The sequence below is a fragment of the Acinetobacter sp. IK40 genome, assembly GCF_035615075.1.
Taxonomy (GTDB): Bacteria; Pseudomonadota; Gammaproteobacteria; order Pseudomonadales; family Moraxellaceae; genus Acinetobacter; species Acinetobacter courvalinii.
In genome coordinates, this window is record NZ_JANBOE010000011.1 from 1 (window position 1) to 18121 (window position 18121).

Below are 18121 nucleotides of genomic sequence, written 5' to 3' on the forward strand. Positions count from 1 at the left end.
GTTGTTCTTCTATTCTCTTAATGATCTTCTCGATGATTCGTCATCATCAAGCTAGGTCGGCTATATTACTCTCAATTTCTTAAAAGTCAACAGGTAATTTAGATATTTAGCAAACTTATCAACCAACTCAAGAATCTAACCATTTTAGCCAAATCCTTGTTTCTCAACAAGTTTTTATCTACATCACCGCCGATGGATGTGCATTCTACAGCATTCCTAACCCAATGCAACACCCTTTTTTAAATTTATTTGATTTATTTGATCAAACGCATACTTTTTGAACTGAATAGTTACTTTTATTGGCTTTTCTGAGTAATTAAGAACTTTTTTTAAACAATTAAGTCCAGTAGAATATGTCTCTTGCTTCACACTTTTTGGCACTTCTGATTGAAAATACGGTTTTTAAATATCAAAGCTCGATCTATCTTGCTTGCAGCTTCGGTAGCTGTGAGCCCGCTTTGCTATGCCATTTCGACGCATAACTTCTATGAGCTGGCATTATCAATATTAAGTTATAGTAAATGGTCGAATACCAGCCGCCCTTCTATTTGTGTGATTGACAATACGGAAGCAGCCAATCAGTTTCAGTCGAATATCCGGCAGTTGGCTTATGATTATCAGGTGCAGGCAGTCACGGCAAAAGATTTTCCCAAAACCGAATGTCATGTGGCTTATTTCACCACGACCTCGCCACAACAACAGCAAAACCTGATTCAGGCTTATCCATCTCGCTCATTACTTTCTTTAAGCACCAATAATCCGGCGTGTGAAGTCGGCAGTATTTTCTGCTTATATAATAAGAAAACCTATTCGACCTTTAAGGTGAATCTGGAAGCATTGAGTTATTCCAAAGTTCATATCGATCCAAGAGTCTTGCTCTTGGCGAAGAATGCGGAGTAAGTGCAGATGATTTCCAATCTATATCAGTCAACTTCCTTACATGCATTATTCCGTAAATCCCAGTTTGCAATTTTTGCGATTACTTTCGTGATTTGTTCTTTTACTTTTGCCACAATTTCCATGTTTACCATGGAAACTTATGCCAAACAGAACTTGCAGCTTTTGAGCCAGACCGTGCTTGAACGGATCCAGCCAGCCGTAGTGTTTCGGGATAAAGGCGCGATTGACCAGATTCTGGATGATTATACGCGTGAACATGCCATTCGAACGATTCATGTGTATGATCCCCAACATCAGCTTCTTGCTGAAAGTACCAAAAAAATAGCCCATACTTCCATGATGCAGGACCTGATGGATCGCTGGTTTTTACATGATCCAGTCAAGTTAATGATTGTGCATCACAAGAAAAAAGTGGGAGAACTGGTGTTATACGGAAGTTCAGAAAATATTTTACATTTTCTGAAAACCATTATTATCGGTCTGGCCATTTCAATGTTCTTTATTGTGATTGCCTTATTATGGTCAGTGAATATTACCTATCGTCAAATCATGCAGTCGATTAAGCCGCTGACCCATATCGCCCAACTGGTCAGTGACCAGAAAGCCTATAATCTGCGTTTTCCCAACAACCATATTAAAGAGTTCCAGAATTTAAATGCGGTATTTAATGAACTGCTAGAAGAAATTCAGATTTGGCATACGCATCTGCAAAAAGAAAATCGTCAACTTTCATTTCAGGCTCATCATGATCAGCTGACCAGCCTGCCAAACCGTCATTATTTCTATCAAGAGCTGTTTAATATTTTTGAGAATCCGCAATACCGTCATAATTCAGCTTTACTCTTTATTGATAATAATAATTTCAAGATGATTAATGATCAGTATGGGCATCTGGCTGGTGATGCGGTGCTAAAAGAAATGGGCGACCGTTTAAAACTTTCTGTCCGCCATGAGGATTTTATTGCCCGTTTGGGTGGGGATGAGTTTGCTATTATCCTGCATTCTATCCATCATGCGGATCATTTACAGACCATTGCTGAAGGTCTACTGGCCAGTTGCAAGGAGCCTTTAGATTTCAATGGTGAAATTATTCATTTTGGTTTTAGCTTAGGAATTGCCTTTTCTCAGTTTGCAGAGAATCCAGAAGATTTGATTATGCAAGCGGATCAAGCCATGTATAAAGCTAAAAGTTTAAATCCACATTGGTTTCTTTATAAACCAGAAATTTAGGACATGTTATGCGCGCACACACCATTAAAATTTCATTTATTGCGTTACTCTGCCTAACATTGGCTGGATGTTTAAGTTTTGGCCCGTTGAAATATCGTCAGGTCAAGATGTTAAAAAAAGAGGGGTTCGTATTAACGGATGAAGGCTGGAGTCTCGGCTTACCAGAACGTTTGTTATTTGATTTCAATAAGGTCGATATTAAGCCGGAGCATCAGCAAGAGATTGTACGTCTTGCAACGCAGCTGAATAAATATGATCTACAAAAATTAAAAATTGTTGGCCATACCGATAATATCGGCAATCCTGAATATAACCAGAAACTTTCGGAAGAACGTGCTCAAAGCGTTTCTTCTATTTTCATCGAACAGGGTTTCAAACCCAATAATTTAACTGTACTCGGCCGTGGCTCGAATCAACCGTTTGTACCGAATACTTCGGATGAAAACCGTGCCAGCAACCGCCGCGTGAATGTGATTATTATTCCTTAAGCATTGCAATCATAAAAAAGCCGACTCAATTGAGTCGGCTTTTTTATTTAAATCAATTCGATAATATCCACTGTTGGGGGCACTCTAAATCGAAATGGTACACCCACCATACCAGTTCCTACTGTCACAAATACATCCGCATGTTCATGCGTATAAAAACCTTTTTTATGTCCCAGAATCGACACCCGCTTCATAATATAGTTAGTAATCCACGGCAGTTCGATCTGCCCGCCATGGGTATGGCCCGATAACATCAGGGGACGCGTCGGTAATTCAGGCACCATATCCACGGTATCCGGATTATGCGACAAAATCAGCCAAGGCTTGTCTTGCGGCAACTCAGGCATAAAGCGCATATTCGCCTTACCCGCCCACAAATCACCAATCCCGATAAGACGGAATTCGTCAAAATCGACAATTTTGCCTTCAATATCCATCACATTATTCTGTTCTAGCGCTTTACTCAATAGCGCCTGAATGGGTGGACCCGGATATTGTTCGTCATGATTACCGGGTACAGAATAAACCGGCGCCTGAATTTGCTTGAGCACTTCCAGCTCTTGCACCAAACGGTTTTCTGGCTCATAGGTCCAGTCCCCTGCCACCACCACCAGATCAGGTCGTTCCTGATTCAGCTTCTTCACAATGATTTTTAGCTGGCGTTCGTGCCCAGAAAAGAGACCGACATGCATATCGGCCACCAATGCGACCTTGACCGGACGAGTAAACTCACGCTTTGGATTGAGACGGTATTGATGACGTTTGACATGAATCTGATGCGGTTCAATGAAGCGTGCATAAATCAGCACACTGCTTAACAAGAAAATAAATCCCGCCTGATGCAGGCTATAATAGCCCACCCAGCCAGCATACAGACTAAAGCACCACAGCGGGACCAATAAATACGAAAGATAAAACGCCAGCAAATGTACAAAGGCTTTAAAAGGATGAATAGTTTCTGTACGTGCCTGATGGACCCAGGCCTGAATCAATGCCCATAATGCCAGAACAGCAAAAATAAGATAAAAACCAACAATAACAGTATCTGAATCCGACATTACAGCCCTCATTAACTTCACTTTAGGGACATACGTCTCATCTTATATTTATCTTTTTCGATGAAATGGTATACTCGAGCCCAACTTTTAATCAGTAACGATTATGACGCAATTTTCTCATTTAAATGGCAAACATACAAAGATAAGTACAACCGCTTACAATAAAAATATGCTTGCGATTTATTGCGCCATTGCGTTGACTGTGACGGGGTGTAGTACGCTCCCCAAGCATAAGCTGGAACCAGTCATTCAAACTGTCGCCCAGATCGATACCACCCAAACTTCTTTGGCTCAGGTGATCCGTCCTTTACAAGAACAACATCCCGACCTGACTGGCTATCACGTGTTATATGAACCGCTAGAAGCACTGGCAACGCGTCTTCGTTTGATTGATAAAGCCGAAAAAACACTGGATTTACAATACTATATCTGGGATAACGACAAAGTTGGGGCTTTGGCACTACACGCTTTAATTCGTGCCGCTGATCGTGGGGTAAAAGTCAGATTACTGATTGATGATAATAATGCCAAACATACGGAAGGTATTTTTCTGGCGCTGGCCCAGCATCCCAATATAGAAATTAAATTATTTAACCCCTACCGGTTCCGTAAATACCGTGCACTGGATATGGTACTGGATCTGAAACGTATTAACCGCCGGATGCATAACAAGAGTTTTATTGCCGATCACCAAGTGGCCTTGATTGGCGGTCGTAACATGACCAACCAGTATTATAATGTCAGTGACAATTACCAGTTTTCCGATGTGGACGTGATGCTGTTCGGCACAGCCGTCAATGATATTTCCAAATCGTTTGATGATTACTGGAATCACGAATATGCCTACGATGTCAGGGAAATTGTCAATCCAAAATCGCATCGACTGAGCTATGAAAGTTTAAAGCAGCAACTGGACGAGCACTATAAACGGATTACGGTACAGAATTATGTCGACCTGACCAGCCGTTCTCAAGCCATTGATTCACTCATGAATCGGGATATTTCTCTGGAATGGGTCAAGGCCGAGGTGGTGAAGGACTCCCCTGATAAAATTAAATCCAAAGCCAAAAAAGAAGAGCACCTGAATTTCCAGCTGATCAATCATCTGGAACAGCCTGAAAAAAATATTGATCTGATCTCGGCTTATTTTGTTCCGGAAAAGAAAGGCGCAAAAATTTTAAGTGAACTGGCGCAAGATGGAGTCAAGGTCAGAGTACTCACCAACTCCTTTAAAGCCAATGACGTGGCGGTGGTTCATGCCTTTTATGGAAAATATCGTCAGGAACTGCTGGAAAATGGGGTACAACTGTATGAGTTCCTCCCCGCATTGGATAAAAATGATTTAGATAAACATACCGAAGAGTTAGCGAAAAAAGCCAAAGTCAATCTTAAGGGACTCAGTCGTTCCAGCCTGCATGCCAAATTGATGGCACTGGATGAGAAACAGGTATTTATTGGTTCCTTTAATTTCGACCCCCGTTCTGCCTATTTAAATACTGAAATCGGGGTATTACTGAATAGCCCACCCTTAGCACAAGCCGTGCATGCCACCATGGATCAAAACCTGAAAACCTATGCCTATCGGTTAGTATTGGATGCCAATAAGAAAATTACCTGGCAGAGAGAAACACCTAGAGGTCCGTTGATTTATACCAAAGAACCCAAGATGAAATGGTGGCAAAAAGCTGGCGTAAAAATCATTTCATGGTTGCCAATCGAAGGCTTTATGTAGACTCGGCCGTTTCTGGCAAGACCGTCAACACCTTCTGCTGTAATTTGGCCAGACCGGCACGCATCTGACGATCCACTTCTTTGGTCAGGCTATCTACAGTATGCCCTTCGACTGAAATCGCAGGTAAAGTCATCAGATGTGCGGTAACTTTCGGCATTTCCAAGACACGCTGCACATGTTCTGCAAAGGTCATTTCACCAATAAACGGCGCCACCAGATCGAGTTCTCCGTTCTGGTTGACATAGCAAATCACACAGACCTGTACCGGACGTTGTGCCTCAATGGCCGCACCCAATAAACGTCCATGCACCTTTTTGACTTTACGCCCATCTGTTGTGGTCGCTTCCGGGAAGAACAAAACCGGAATATCCTGTTTTAAGAATTCTGTAATCTGTTCACGAATACGGATCGAATCACCTGATCCACGTTTGATAAATAAAGTTCCGCCGCCTTTTGCCAGTTTTCCCAGAATCGGCCATCTTTCAACTTCAGCTTTGGCCAAGAAGAAAATTCGTGCACCCGACCCCAGTACCGCAACGTCCAGCCATGAAATATGGTTGCTGACCCAAAGCGCAGGTTCACGCGGAATGGTCCCGTGGACTTCGACTTCGATATTGAACACTTCGCATAAACGGCGACAGAAGTACTGTACGTATCGGGTATTGACTGGATTATTGGGATCTTTATATAGACCATGACGGTAAATCAGATAAAAGCCTTCACCTATTGTTTCCAGGCCTGAGGCTAATTTTTTACTATACAAACTCAATTTAGAGATTAAATTTAATGGGGTTTTATTTACCGCTGTTACTTCTTGAGTCATAAATCATTAAAACCGTACGCATAGATGCATATGTGCATTGAATTCATCCAGTTATATCATGCCGATATCGACTTATAGAAGTTATCTGCATCATAAAAAGCGAATGCGAGCATAATTTTTTTCAATTTTAAAAGGTTTATTAGATCAATTAATATAAATAAATCGAATTTACTGATTAAAAGGTGATGTGATGAATCCGCAAAGCACAACATCAGCAAACCAAACCACAGTTCCTTATGGCTATGCGCTGAGAATGTTCCTTGGCTGGTCAATTCTATATATGGGCACACTGGTCGGTTTCATTGAGCTTTTACGTCGTAATGTCATATAAATCGTGTAAGCCTTTGCCCTTTGCTTGAAGTTTATTCTAGAATAAGACTTTAAAAATAAGGATTACATAGTCGCGTGGAAAATTTTGAGCAGCGTCAAAGCGGTGAACGGGCAATTTTAGTCAGTGTGTCTGTTCAGCTCCTCGATGATCTTGATGCTGAAGAGTTTCGATTGCTTGCTCAATCCGCTGGCGCTGAAATCCTTGAACATCTTGTGGTACAACGCAATAAACCTGACCCGAAATTTTTCATTGGCTCAGGTAAAGTCGATGAAATCGCCGAACTGGTACAAAGTCTCGAAGCTGAGCTGGTTATTTTTGACCATTCCCTGTCACCCGCCCAGGAACGTAACCTGGAACGGATCTTAAAATGTCGTGTGATTGACCGCACAGGTTTAATTCTGGACATTTTCGCCTTACGCGCGCGGACCCATGAAGGTAAATTACAGGTCGAACTGGCCCAGCTCAAACATTTATCCACTCGCCTGATTCGTGGTTTTACCGGTAATCTGGAGCAGCAAAAAGGCGGGATCGGCCTGCGTGGACCGGGTGAATCACAACTTGAAACCGACCGTCGTTTAATTCGGGTCCGGATTACCCAGCTCAAGGATAAACTGGTCAAGGTACAACAAACCCGTCTGCAAGGTCGTGCTGCAAGACAAAAAGCCGCGATCCCGACCATTTCACTGGTGGGTTATACCAATGCGGGCAAATCAACCTTATTTAATCTGCTGGCAAAAAGTGATGTCTATGCCGCAGATCAACTGTTTGCCACCCTCGATCCAACCTTACGCCGTTTAGACTGGGATGGTATTGGCACGGTAGTACTCGCAGATACCGTCGGCTTTGTCAGAAATCTGCAGCATGATCTGGTTGAATCATTTAAAGCAACCTTGGAAGAAACCTTAGAGGCCACCTTGCTGCTGCATGTGATTGATAGCAGCAGTCCGAATATGCCAGAGCAAATTGAAGCGGTTGAATCTGTTCTCAAAGAAATTGGTGCCGATGCGCCCATCTTGCATGTTTACAATAAAATTGACCTGAGCGGTGATGCGCCCAAAATTATTTATAAATCGGCAGACCAGCCTGATCGGGTCTATGTTTCAGCACATTCAGGACAAGGCTTGGAGCTGCTTGCGCAAGCGGTACAACAATGTCTGTTGGGCCAGTTACAAGATTTTGATTTAGTGTTAAAACCTGCTTATGGGAAATTACGTACCCAGTTATATACCCTGAATGTCATTCAGTCTGAACATTATGATGATCATGGCAATTTACACCTGTCGGTCCGTATTGCACCACATAAGCTGGAACAACTCATTAAACAGGCTCATTTGCCATTAGACGAAATACTGGGAAAAAAAGCTTCCCTATTCCAGCGACCTTTGGAAGAATTTGAGATCGGCCCTCACTCATCCTAATTGCGATCAGCCATCGTTTAGATTAACGAGAGTAACAAATAAAATGAAGAATATTGATTGGACAGCTTGGTTTGGCACGATTTTATTAATTATTGGCTATCGTGAAGGAGCTGTCGCGATCACAACGGCTTTTGGTCATCCCGAACTGGGCAATCTGGTCGGGCTAATTAGTCTGTTAATGACCTTATTGATCTGGCGACGCTTTAAAAAAATCTCCAATCGTCTGATTGATACCAACAATAAAATATTGAAAGAAAGTGCGTTTGCCTTTTTACCCATCTGTGCCGGTTCGTTAATCATGCTGGTGCATATGGGCAAGGAAATTCCTGCCTTTCTATTTATTTTAACATTCAGTACATTATTGCCATTATGGATCTATGCCAAAATGGCGAAGCGTTGGTTATAAGGAGCTGATCGATGTCTATGGTTATCTATGGCTTTATCATTACCTTGATCAGTTATCTTCTGGCCAAACCGCTGAATCAGAAATTTCCACAGATTCCCTTAATCGTTTTCGGCATGTTTATTGTCATCGCGTTCTTAGCCATTTTCGGGATTCCCTATCAGCAGTACATGGATCATGTGAATAATGTTTTTAATCACCTGCTCGGCTACGTCACCGTGGCTTTGGCGATTCCTCTGGCTGCGATGCGCTATGATGACTTACCGCTTAAATCCATGATCGGTATCTTGTGTTTCGCAAGTATCAGTGCAGTGGCTTTACCAATGGGGCTAGCGTATTTACTGCATATGTCCGAGCCGACCATTCTGGCATTTGCTACCCGTGCTGTAACCACGCCAATTGCGCTGAACATTGCAACCCTGCTACATGCCCCTTTAATGATGGTGACCCTGATTGTGATTCTATCCGGTGTGATTGGCGCCGCATTTTCTCCCTGGATCTTAAAACATATCCATGATGAACGTGCTTCGGGCCTGGCCCTAGGTCTGGCAGCACATGCCATTGGTACTGCACAGGCATGGCAACGTGGACCTGTTGCGGGCCGATATGCTGCATTTGGTATGGCTGTGAATGGCGTATTTACCGCAATCTGGCTGCCGACTTTTATTTTATCTTTATCTTAAAATTTGCCACAAGTATCAGTTAAAGGTTGAACTGGTTGTCAAAAATCCTTCATAATGAATGCTTGAATATTAAAAGGATTTTTAATAATGGGGAAAAAATTAATCGGGGCGTTATGCTTGACTGCAATCAGCAGTTTTACTTTTGCAGAGGATATTACGGGGCTCTGGCAAAGTATTGATGACAAAACCGGAGCACCGAAGGCACTGGTGGAAATTCGTAAAGAATCGAATGGCACCTATGCCGGAAAAGTTGTAAAAATAACACCACGTACTGGCTATACACCTAAAGAAACCTGTGTAGATTGCCCTGCACCCTACACCAACAAACCGATTGTCGGTCTGGATGTGGTCACCGGCTTAAAATACAGTGATGGTTCGAATTATACCCATGGCCGGATTCTCGATCCGAATACAGGTAAAATTTACAGTATGAAAGCCAAACTCAGTGCCAACGGTAAACGTCTGCATTTACGGGGTTATTTGGGTGTTTCTGCATTAGGCCGGAATCAGATCTGGATTCGGGCAGAGTAAATATTTGTAGGGAGCATCAAACGGCCCGACGTGTATTTAAATAAATTTAAAGAGCCTCTTCATTATTTTAAAATGGAGAGGCTTTTTTGATCAAAAAATTAAAAAACATTGAATTTTCAAATATTAATATACAAATGTAAAATAATGATTGAATCGCTTATTAGATATCCTACATAATAAAAATGAGTGTTAAACGGATTTTTAATAATGAGTAAAAGCTTAATCAGTATTTTATTTTTAACCATGATCAGCAGCTTTAGCTTTGCCCAAGACATCACTGGTCTCTGGCAAAGTATCGATGATAAAACAGGTGCACCAAAAGGGATCGTTGAAATTCGCCAAGAGGCCAATGGCACCTATACAGGTAAAGTTGTGAAAATTACCCCACGGACAGGTTATGTACCCAAGGAAATCTGTGTGGACTGCCCCGCGCCCTATACCAATAAACCGATTATCGGACTGGATGTGTTGACAGGCTTAAAACATAGTGAAGGTCTTAACTATACCAGTGGACGTATTCTGGACCCGAATACAGGCAAGATTTACAGCATGAAAGCCAAATTAAGCGCCAATGGCAAACGTCTGCATTTACGGGGTTATCTGGGGATTTCTGCGCTGGGTCGTAATCAAATCTGGATACGCACTGAGTAGCGCTTGTTGCTAAAACAGGTAGAAAAGATTACTCGGATCATGCAGCGGCACTGCTCTGTTATTTAAGCCCAAAGCGTCTTTATACTGAACAATGGATAAGGACGCTTATTCTATTTAAAATTTAGAACCATCAAATTACGCCAGCTTCCGATGATCTTGACATCTATACGTCCAAATTGAAATCACCATCAAGACAGCAATAAAAAGCCCTGTATCAAACAGGGCTTTTTATTTAAAAGCATATCAACTTAACGATTTTGCAGCTTGGCATAATCTAAAAGGACATTTGCCGCTTCTGTAATAAAGGTTTCTTCTTCAGGCAGTGGCGGACGTAAATGTGCTTTCATCTTGGCACGTGATTCAACCAATGCGTCAATTGAAGCCTGATAACTTTCCCAGTTGGCATAAGGTGCCTGACCTGTTGCCGCACGACGCTGGTTTTCAGCATTCAAGGTTTGTTTTTCCAGATCAATCAGTTCAGCACGGCGCTGATTGATATCCAGTACCACTTTCTTCTGATCAGAGGTTTTCTTGGCAATCGCTTTACGCGCTTCTAGATACTTGAACTGTGAGTCTACGGCAACACGTTGCTGAGATGTTTCCGTTAACTTGGCAATATACGGTTGAACTGAACCTTCACGCTTAAATGGTGCGGTTGGAATGGTGTCCCACTTCAAGGCATTTTTGGCTTTACGCTCACCAAACTCTTCATTGTAGATATCCACCAGTTTGATATCCGGGATTACACCTTTATTTTGCGTACTTCCACCGGTAATACGGTAGAACTTACGCTGTGTCAGGGTTGCCTGACCATAAGCAAGTGAATCCAGCTGCACCTGAGCCGTACCTTTACCTGTAGTCGTGCTACCGATAATGATGCCACGCTCATAGTCCTGAATCGCAGCAGAATAGATTTCACTGGCAGAAGCCGATGCCAAGTTGACCAATACTGCCATCGGGCCTGCATAAAGCTGCTCGCCACCATCGGTATCTTCAAAGACATTGACATTACCATTGCCATCACGGATCTGAACCACTGGCCCTGACTTGATTACCTGACCCAGCATACGCGCAACTTCTTCCAAAGAACCACCCGGGTCATTACGCAGGTCCACCAGTACCCCTTCCACTTTCTGTGCTTTCAGTGATTCCAGTGCTTTAGCCGTATCTTCAGAAACTGAACGGTACTCGGTTCCCGCACGACGTGAGCGATAATCAAAGTAGAACGAAGGAATTTCAAGTACGCCAAATAGGTGTTTTTTACCATCACGGGTGATTTCAACCGTACGCGAACGAACACCGGCATCTTCTTCCTGAATAATGTCGCGCGTTAAAGTGACATTACGCGCCTGACTCATCGGTGCCCCTGCACCTAGTAGACGTACTACCACCTTGGTGCCACGTTTACCACGAATCAAGCCCACAATTTCCGAGCTCGGCCAGCCAATCACATCCACCATTTTATCGCCGTCTTGAGCGACACCAATGATGCGGTCGCCTGATTTGACCTGACCTGATTTACTTGCCGGACCGCCCTCAACGATGGTCTCGATCTTGGTGTAATCTTCATTGCCGCGTTCTGGACGAATCGAAACCCCAATGCCCTCAAGTTGCAAGGTGGTTTGACGATTCAATTCCATCGCATCAATGGGTGGATAATAGTTACTATGTGGATCATAGGTCGCCATCATCGCATTCAGGGTTTTGTCGAGGACATCATCACTCTTGACCCGACCAATACGTTCTAACTGACGGGTATAGCGCTTGGTTAAAGTCTGAACCGGGGTTAAATCTTCTGGGCCAGTCAAATCCTGACCATTGGCCAGTGATGGATCTGCCTTTAATGCTTTCTGCTTGGCCTGTTCTTCTTCTTTGCTAATGGTCAAATTGATCAGCTGTGACACCAGCATTTTCTGCCAATGTGCCTGTTGTTCAGCAGCCGTCTGGAAATAAGGCGCTTTTTCACGATCGGTTTCCAGATAGACATCTTTCTGATTCAGGTTCTGGGGCTTCTTCAATTCGGCCAACATAAACTCATAGAACTGTTTCAAACGGTCACGATATTGCGCATGAATAGCAAAAGGCCCAGTTAAGTTACCGGCTTTTAATGAGCTACCAAAAGTGGAACCATACTTATTCTTATAGTCTGCAACTTCACCGCTTAAAAATAATGAATGATCTGGATCAAGACTGTCGAGATACATATCCAGAATACGGTTTGACGTGGTTGCATCTAAACGCATATTCAAATAATGCTGGCGATCAACCAAGGTTGCGAGCTGACGTGATACGAGCGCTTGTTCTTGTGTTGGCTTGATAACGGTTGAAACCACTGGTGTTTCTGTCGCCGCAAACGCCTCATTCATGGTGTGAGAGAAAAATAAACCACCAGTCGCAATTGCAACTGCACACGCTATCATTTGAAGTTTCATAAAATTTTGGTACTTCCTTGGATATGGCAATTATTACACGCTGATACTGTCAATATGAACACATTTCATTCGATACTTTATCAACTTGCAGTACTGATTAGTCGTCATAAATAAATGACCAATAAGCACTTATCATCAATATCATGTAGTTTTATCATATTCTGTACTGACAAAATGTAGCAAATCATTGCACAATTTAGCTATCGTTTTTTTCATCAAAATTCAAACGGAATCCTTATGATCGGCGCATTGATGCTAGATATTGCTGGCACAGAACTTACCCAAGAAGATATTGAACTATTACAAGCTCCGCAAGTCGGTGGCATGATTTTATTTGCGCGCAACATTGAATCCCCTCAACAGGTCCGTGCTCTAACCGATCATATGCGTCAGGTCCGTCCAGAAATTCTGATTGCTGTCGATCAGGAAGGTGGCCGTGTACAGCGTTTAAGACAGGGCTTTACCTTGTTACCGGCCATGGGACGCTTAGGCGAGCGTTATCTCACTCATCCTGAACAGGCAGTTGAGCTGGCTGAACAATGCGGCTGGCTCATGGCAACAGAAGTATTGGCGGTCGGTATTGATTTCAGCTTTGCACCTGTTCTGGACCTGAATGATGTCAGTGATGTGATTGGTGATCGCGGCTTTGCCAAAAATATGCAGGACATCGTTCCACTTGCCGATGCCTTTATGCGCGGTATGAAAAAAGCAGGCATGGCGACAACAGGTAAGCACTTCCCTGGTCACGGTTCAGTCAAAGCCGACTCACATGTTGCCGCTGCAATTGACAGCCGTTCATATCAGGAAATCTATGACAAGGATATGCAAAGCTTTATCAAGCTGATGCCACAGCTGGATGCCTTGATGCCTGCGCACGTGATCTATGATCAGGTTGATCCAAATCCGGCAGGTTTCTCACCATTCTGGTTACAACAAATCTTACGTCAACAACTTAAATTTGACGGCGTACTTTTCTCGGACGACTTGAGTATGCAGGCTGCCTGCGTCGCTGGCGGTGCAGATGCCCGTATTCAAGCCGCGTTAAATGCAGGCTGTGATATGGGACTGGTGTGTAATGACCGTGCTGCCGCGTGTAGCGCATTGGAAGGCATTCAAACATTGGCTTTACCAAACCAACAACGTTTAGAACGGATGCGCGGTAAGATTCCAAATATCCAAATCGGTACTACCTTAACGTTAGACGATGAAAACTGGCATAACGTCAGAAAAGTCATTGAAGAATTTAAGAATTCGTTCTAACTTTGATTAGATTTTTAATTGTTCTATTCACACGATGGAATCTTGCCGAGTACTCATCTGATTAAAGGATTTGGCCTTCGGCTCGACCTACTTTTCAGGGATGAAAAGTAAGCAAAAATCCTTTGTTAGGCTGAGGGTACATCCTTGTAACCCCAGCCCAACGGCGGCATCCATGCCGCCCCATGATAGTAAATAACAAGCCTAAATCAAGATGTAGTCAAAGCACTCTGTATTTTAAAGAGATGAATTTTATATCTAAATTAGGAAAAAATAGAGTCTAGGACAGATGACACAACAACTTTCAAAACATCGCCATATTTCATTTACAGCACACTACACAGGCTATATCTGGTATCAAATGGGGATCTCACATCCGGCGCTGGCAACAAAAAAAGGCAAAACACTCGCCGCCTTAGTCCATCCCATCGAAAGCTGGGCGGAAAAACATGTCGGTGGCAGCATGCGTACTACACTCAAACAACGTCACAGCATGCTGGATAGCCATTTAAAAAAACTGATTGAACAACATCCTGATCTACAAGTGCTAGAAATTGCCTGTGGCCTATCACCACGTGGCTGGTGGTTTAGACAACATTACCCAGAAATCAGCTATCGTGAACTGGACTTACCGGATATGGCGGCCACCAAACAGGCAGCATTGCAGCAAATTGAAAGTCATAGCGATGCTGTATTATCGCTAGACCTGTTTACAGAAGCATTTGCTTCGGCATTTGAAATCTTTGATCCGAAACGCCCATTGGTGGTCATTAGTGAAGGGTTGATCAACTACTTTGACAAACCATTGTTACAACAACTCATTCAAGCGATTGCCCACTATGGTCAAGACTTTCAAACATTGCACTATTTAACCGATATCTATCCAGAACCAACCCAAAATAAACTGGCGACGATTATCTGGAACAGTAGCCGCTTGCTGAAATGGATGTCTCGCAGTGCCTTTAGTTTTCATTTTAAAACCCCTGCTGAAGTCGAACACTTTTTTCAGGAAGCCGGTTTTCATCAGGTTGAGGTCCTACAACCGAAGCAATTTTTTGAGCACACCGCGTTAGAAAACAAAGAGCAACATTTAGGAGACCTGGTCTGGATGATTCAGGCGAGCAATCGATAACATCAGCAAAAAAGAAAGTGGCAAATTGCCACTTTTTTTAATGCCACAATAGGTGTTATTCAGTTGGCTTCTGGCGTTGAATAAAACGGGTCAAACGCTCGGCGATATCAAAACTGCCATGTTTAAACAAGATACGTAATCCTTGCTCAGTTGCATCAAAGATTAAACATTCAATTTTAAACTCGCCTTCTTCATCTGTTAAATGCAAGGCTAAGTCACGTGGATGCTGCGTGACAAAATCAAGCTGCTCTAGCTGGTGAGGTTTTAAGTACACGCCAAAGAAGGTGATATCCACAATGCTCACCGCTGCTTCAGTATTCAAATGACGATGAGTCAGTTTACTTTCGGGTTGTAACACTGCGATCCGTTCTTCACCACGGCGTTCCATCTGCTGCATCTGTTCACGGTTCATCGGAATGATACCATCCAGATTGTCGATAGATTCCCCTTTTAAAAAGGTAGTAAACAGATTCATGGTTTCTTTACGGCGTTGCAATTGCGGTACATGATCTGCATTGGCAATCAGGGCAAACTGCATATCCTGACATTGTAAGGCAAAATCGGCATTTTCATGCGGCAAGGTAAAGCTGTCATATTGTCCGGCTGCAACCAAGGTCTTACATTGCGGAACCGGCACATCGCTTAAACGCAATAAACGGTTGCAGTTAATTTCATAACGCTCGCGCTCTGTGGCACTAAACTCTGCCATCTGTTTGAAGAACAGACGCTTGGCCGTTGGCGACATGCGCGTCTTGTCCAGTTTGGCATGATTGACAAGATAGAGAATCACCGCCTGACCAAACTCTTCCATACGATCTTCACGCATTAAATGCAAAGACTCTTCCAGCAGCATACGCCAGCTTTTACGGGTCTTTTGCATCACTCCCATCAACACCATGCGGTCAATCAGTTCTGGACGTTGATCGGCAAATGAAGAAGCGACCACCGACCCCAATGACATCCCCATCATAGAAACCTTATCGATTCCAACAATATCCAGCCATTGACCGAGCATTTTTGATAAATCAGGTAGTTCCAGAATTCCAGCAGATTCACCGGTATCAACATTACGAATCTGCTGGTTCGCACCCATTGAAGGTAAATCGATTAAAATCACAGGACCACTCTCAAAGAGTTGCTCAACACAATACTTATAAGAGTTAAAATTTTGAAATGCGCCCCCGACAATTACAATTGGCGTGTTATAGATCGTTTTAGGATCTGCAATGGCCATATATTCAATTTTCCAGCCATCAATCCACGTGGTACGTGCTGGCTGCTTAAAACTGTTTTTATTGTAAATGTCGAAAAAACCAAAGCCTGTGTAGGTATGATTTATATCCGAGTCCATTTGGATAATGGAATTCATGTCCTTCCTCCATCCTTGTTTATTTTTCTGTTGCAAGCATCTCATTTTCAGCGATTTGCTCTTGCAAGTTAACAAATTTATAAAATTTGTATTACATTTATCCTATACTTTTTCATTCTATACGTATGCACGTTTTATACGCAATCATTTCCTTAACCACTCATCTTGTTTAAATGAATAATCTTTTGCAAAATATGTAGTCTTGGCTTTAGATTCAATATCTTCATCGCACTAAAATAAAAAATTTTGCGCCAATTAACGTTTTATAATTTGTTGAATTGTCAGTTTCGCCTATTCATTGTTCAGCATTTGACTGTTACTATCTTTATAAATACATGCAAATATCAAACTGCTATGCAAGACTCTATTCAAAATTATATGCAACAGGTCGGTGCTCAGGCACGTCAGGCATCTCGTATGCTAACCAGCGCCTCAACGCATTTGAAAAATCATGCCTTGTCTGCGATCTATACCGCTTTGGAAAATAATCAGGCCCAGATTTTAGCGGCCAATCAAATTGATATGGACAATGGTCGCCAGCGTCAACTGGACAGCGCCCTGCTGGATCGTCTAGAGCTTACTCCGGCACGCTTTAAAGGCATGCTGCAAGGTTTAAAAGATGTCATTGGTCTGGTGGACCCGATTGGGGAAATTACTGACCTGGCTTACCGTCCATCGGGTATCCAGTTGGGTAAAATGCGTGTGCCTTTAGGCGTGATCGGGATGATTTACGAATCAAGACCGAATGTAACGCTTGAAGCGGCATCCCTGGCGTTAAAATCTGGCAACGCGATTATTTTACGTGGCGGTTCGGAAGCACTGGAGTCTAACAAGGCCATTGCCACTGCGATCCAGCATGGCTTACAGGTTTCAGGCTTGCCTGAGCATGCGGTACAGGTGATTGACACCCCAGATCGTGCCGCGGTTGGCCATCTGATTACCATGACCGAGTTTGTCGATGTGATCGTGCCGCGTGGTGGTAAAAGCCTGATTGAACGTATCAGCAATGAAGCCCGTATTCCTGTGATTAAACATTTAGATGGCAACTGCCATGTATTTGTAGAAGCCCAGGCCGACCTGCAAAAAGCCTTACCGATTGCCCTGAATGCCAAAACCCATCGCTATGGCGTGTGTAATGCCATGGAAACCTTATTGGTTGATGAAGCGATTGCAGAAGAATTCCTCCCTCTAATTGCTGAGCTGTATGCTGAAAAGCAGGTTGAACTACGCGGCTGTGCGGAAACCCAACGTATCCTAGGTGTATCTGTAAAAACAGCCACAGAGGAAGATTGGTATACTGAATATCTCGGACCAATTCTTGCAGTCAAAGTGGTCACGGGTATGGATGAAGCGATTGAGCATATCAATAAGTATGGTTCGCACCATACCGATGCCATTATCACCGAAAACTTTAGTCTAGCCCGTGAGTTCTTGGCACGTGTTGATTCAAGCTCAGTCATGATCAATGCGTCTACACGCTTTGCCGATGGTTTTGAATATGGTTTAGGTGCAGAAATCGGCATTTCAACCGATAAAATCCATGCCCGAGGCCCAGTTGGCCTAGAAGGTTTAACCTCTCAAAAATGGATTGTGTTTGGCGACGGTCAAATCCGCCAATAATAGAAACACCTATTGCAATACAGCCACACGATAAAGGCCATTTAATTGATCTTTATCGTGTTT

At 43.1% G+C, this 18121-nt stretch carries 17 protein-coding genes; 13 read left to right on the plus strand and 4 right to left on the minus strand.

The window, feature by feature from the left end:
* Positions 1-426 precede the first annotated feature (426 nt).
* The 3 genes from MSG93_RS17050 to MSG93_RS17060 are packed head-to-tail and all read left to right on the plus strand — an operon-like array spanning position 427 to position 2618.
* Positions 427-900 carry a YfiR family protein gene (locus MSG93_RS17050; protein ID WP_324622784.1) on the plus strand — a complete coding sequence of 158 codons (474 nt, stop codon included), beginning with the start codon at positions 427-429 and terminating at the stop codon, positions 898-900.
* 6 nt (positions 901-906) lie between these two features.
* A complete protein-coding gene (locus MSG93_RS17055; protein ID WP_005227290.1) occupies positions 907-2130 on the plus strand; it encodes a diguanylate cyclase domain-containing protein in 1224 nt (407 codons plus the stop codon).
* Positions 2131-2138: 8 nt separating this feature from the next.
* Positions 2139-2618 carry an OmpA family protein gene (locus tag MSG93_RS17060; RefSeq protein ID WP_005227291.1) on the plus strand — a complete coding sequence of 160 codons (480 nt, stop codon included), beginning with the start codon at positions 2139-2141 and terminating at the stop codon, positions 2616-2618.
* A gap of 47 nt (positions 2619-2665) precedes the next feature.
* On the opposite strand, the gene MSG93_RS17065 is transcribed toward MSG93_RS17060, so the two are convergent.
* Positions 2666-3676: a metallophosphoesterase gene (locus MSG93_RS17065; protein ID WP_199950355.1), complete on the minus strand. Its 1011-nt coding sequence runs from the start codon at positions 3674-3676 to the stop codon at positions 2666-2668.
* 169 nt (positions 3677-3845) lie between these two features.
* Between MSG93_RS17065 and MSG93_RS17070 the strand changes: the two genes are divergently transcribed.
* Positions 3846-5408 (plus strand): phospholipase D family protein, encoded by a 1563-nt coding sequence (locus MSG93_RS17070; RefSeq protein ID WP_227555710.1) that lies wholly within the window; start codon positions 3846-3848, stop codon positions 5406-5408.
* On the opposite strand, the gene MSG93_RS17075 is transcribed toward MSG93_RS17070, so the two are convergent.
* Entirely contained in the window at positions 5401-6231 is an 831-nt protein-coding gene (locus MSG93_RS17075; RefSeq protein ID WP_009510622.1) for a lysophospholipid acyltransferase family protein, read from the minus strand. The two genes, MSG93_RS17070 and MSG93_RS17075, sit on opposite strands and share 8 nt — an antisense overlap.
* A 190-nt stretch (positions 6232-6421) precedes the next feature.
* On the opposite strand from MSG93_RS17075, the gene MSG93_RS17080 reads away from it, so the two are divergent.
* From MSG93_RS17080 to MSG93_RS17105, 6 genes are all read left to right on the plus strand, one after another.
* The gene (locus MSG93_RS17080; protein WP_009510551.1) at positions 6422-6562 is read left to right on the plus strand and encodes a hypothetical protein; all 141 of its coding nucleotides are present in this window, start codon (positions 6422-6424) and stop codon (positions 6560-6562) included.
* A gap of 74 nt (positions 6563-6636) precedes the next feature.
* Positions 6637-7980 carry a ribosome rescue GTPase HflX gene (gene hflX / locus MSG93_RS17085; RefSeq protein WP_009510567.1) on the plus strand — a complete coding sequence of 448 codons (1344 nt, stop codon included), beginning with the start codon at positions 6637-6639 and terminating at the stop codon, positions 7978-7980.
* Between the two features lie 43 nt (positions 7981-8023).
* Positions 8024-8386, plus strand: a complete 363-nt coding sequence (locus MSG93_RS17090; protein ID WP_005227297.1) for a hypothetical protein — start codon at positions 8024-8026, stop codon at positions 8384-8386.
* A gap of 11 nt (positions 8387-8397) precedes the next feature.
* Positions 8398-9066 (plus strand): LrgB family protein, encoded by a 669-nt coding sequence (locus MSG93_RS17095; protein WP_005227298.1) that lies wholly within the window; start codon positions 8398-8400, stop codon positions 9064-9066.
* Between the two features lie 87 nt (positions 9067-9153).
* Positions 9154-9597 (plus strand): DUF2147 domain-containing protein, encoded by a 444-nt coding sequence (locus MSG93_RS17100; RefSeq protein WP_005227299.1) that lies wholly within the window; start codon positions 9154-9156, stop codon positions 9595-9597.
* A 207-nt stretch (positions 9598-9804) separates the two neighbouring features.
* Positions 9805-10248, plus strand: coding sequence for a DUF2147 domain-containing protein (locus MSG93_RS17105; RefSeq protein ID WP_276553321.1), 444 nt, complete (start codon positions 9805-9807; stop codon positions 10246-10248).
* A gap of 248 nt (positions 10249-10496) precedes the next feature.
* On the opposite strand, the gene MSG93_RS17110 is transcribed toward MSG93_RS17105, so the two are convergent.
* A complete protein-coding gene (locus MSG93_RS17110) occupies positions 10497-12680 on the minus strand; it encodes a carboxy terminal-processing peptidase (protein WP_005283159.1) in 2184 nt (727 codons plus the stop codon).
* Positions 12681-12917: 237 nt separating this feature from the next.
* Between MSG93_RS17110 and nagZ the strand changes: the two genes are divergently transcribed.
* Entirely contained in the window at positions 12918-13940 is a 1023-nt protein-coding gene (gene nagZ, locus MSG93_RS17115) for a beta-N-acetylhexosaminidase (protein WP_009510633.1), read from the plus strand.
* Between the two features lie 286 nt (positions 13941-14226).
* Positions 14227-15069: a class I SAM-dependent methyltransferase gene (locus MSG93_RS17120; RefSeq protein WP_324622642.1), complete on the plus strand. Its 843-nt coding sequence runs from the start codon at positions 14227-14229 to the stop codon at positions 15067-15069.
* 55 nt (positions 15070-15124) lie between these two features.
* Here MSG93_RS17120 and MSG93_RS17125 read toward each other — a convergent pair whose 3' ends face one another.
* Complete coding sequence (locus MSG93_RS17125; protein ID WP_324622643.1) at positions 15125-16438, minus strand: alpha/beta hydrolase; 1314 nt, start codon at positions 16436-16438, stop codon at positions 15125-15127.
* Between the two features lie 354 nt (positions 16439-16792).
* Here MSG93_RS17125 and MSG93_RS17130 point away from each other — a divergent pair, with 354 nt between their 5' ends.
* Positions 16793-18058: a glutamate-5-semialdehyde dehydrogenase gene (locus tag MSG93_RS17130; RefSeq protein WP_005227310.1), complete on the plus strand. Its 1266-nt coding sequence runs from the start codon at positions 16793-16795 to the stop codon at positions 18056-18058.
* Positions 18059-18121 lie beyond the last annotated feature (63 nt).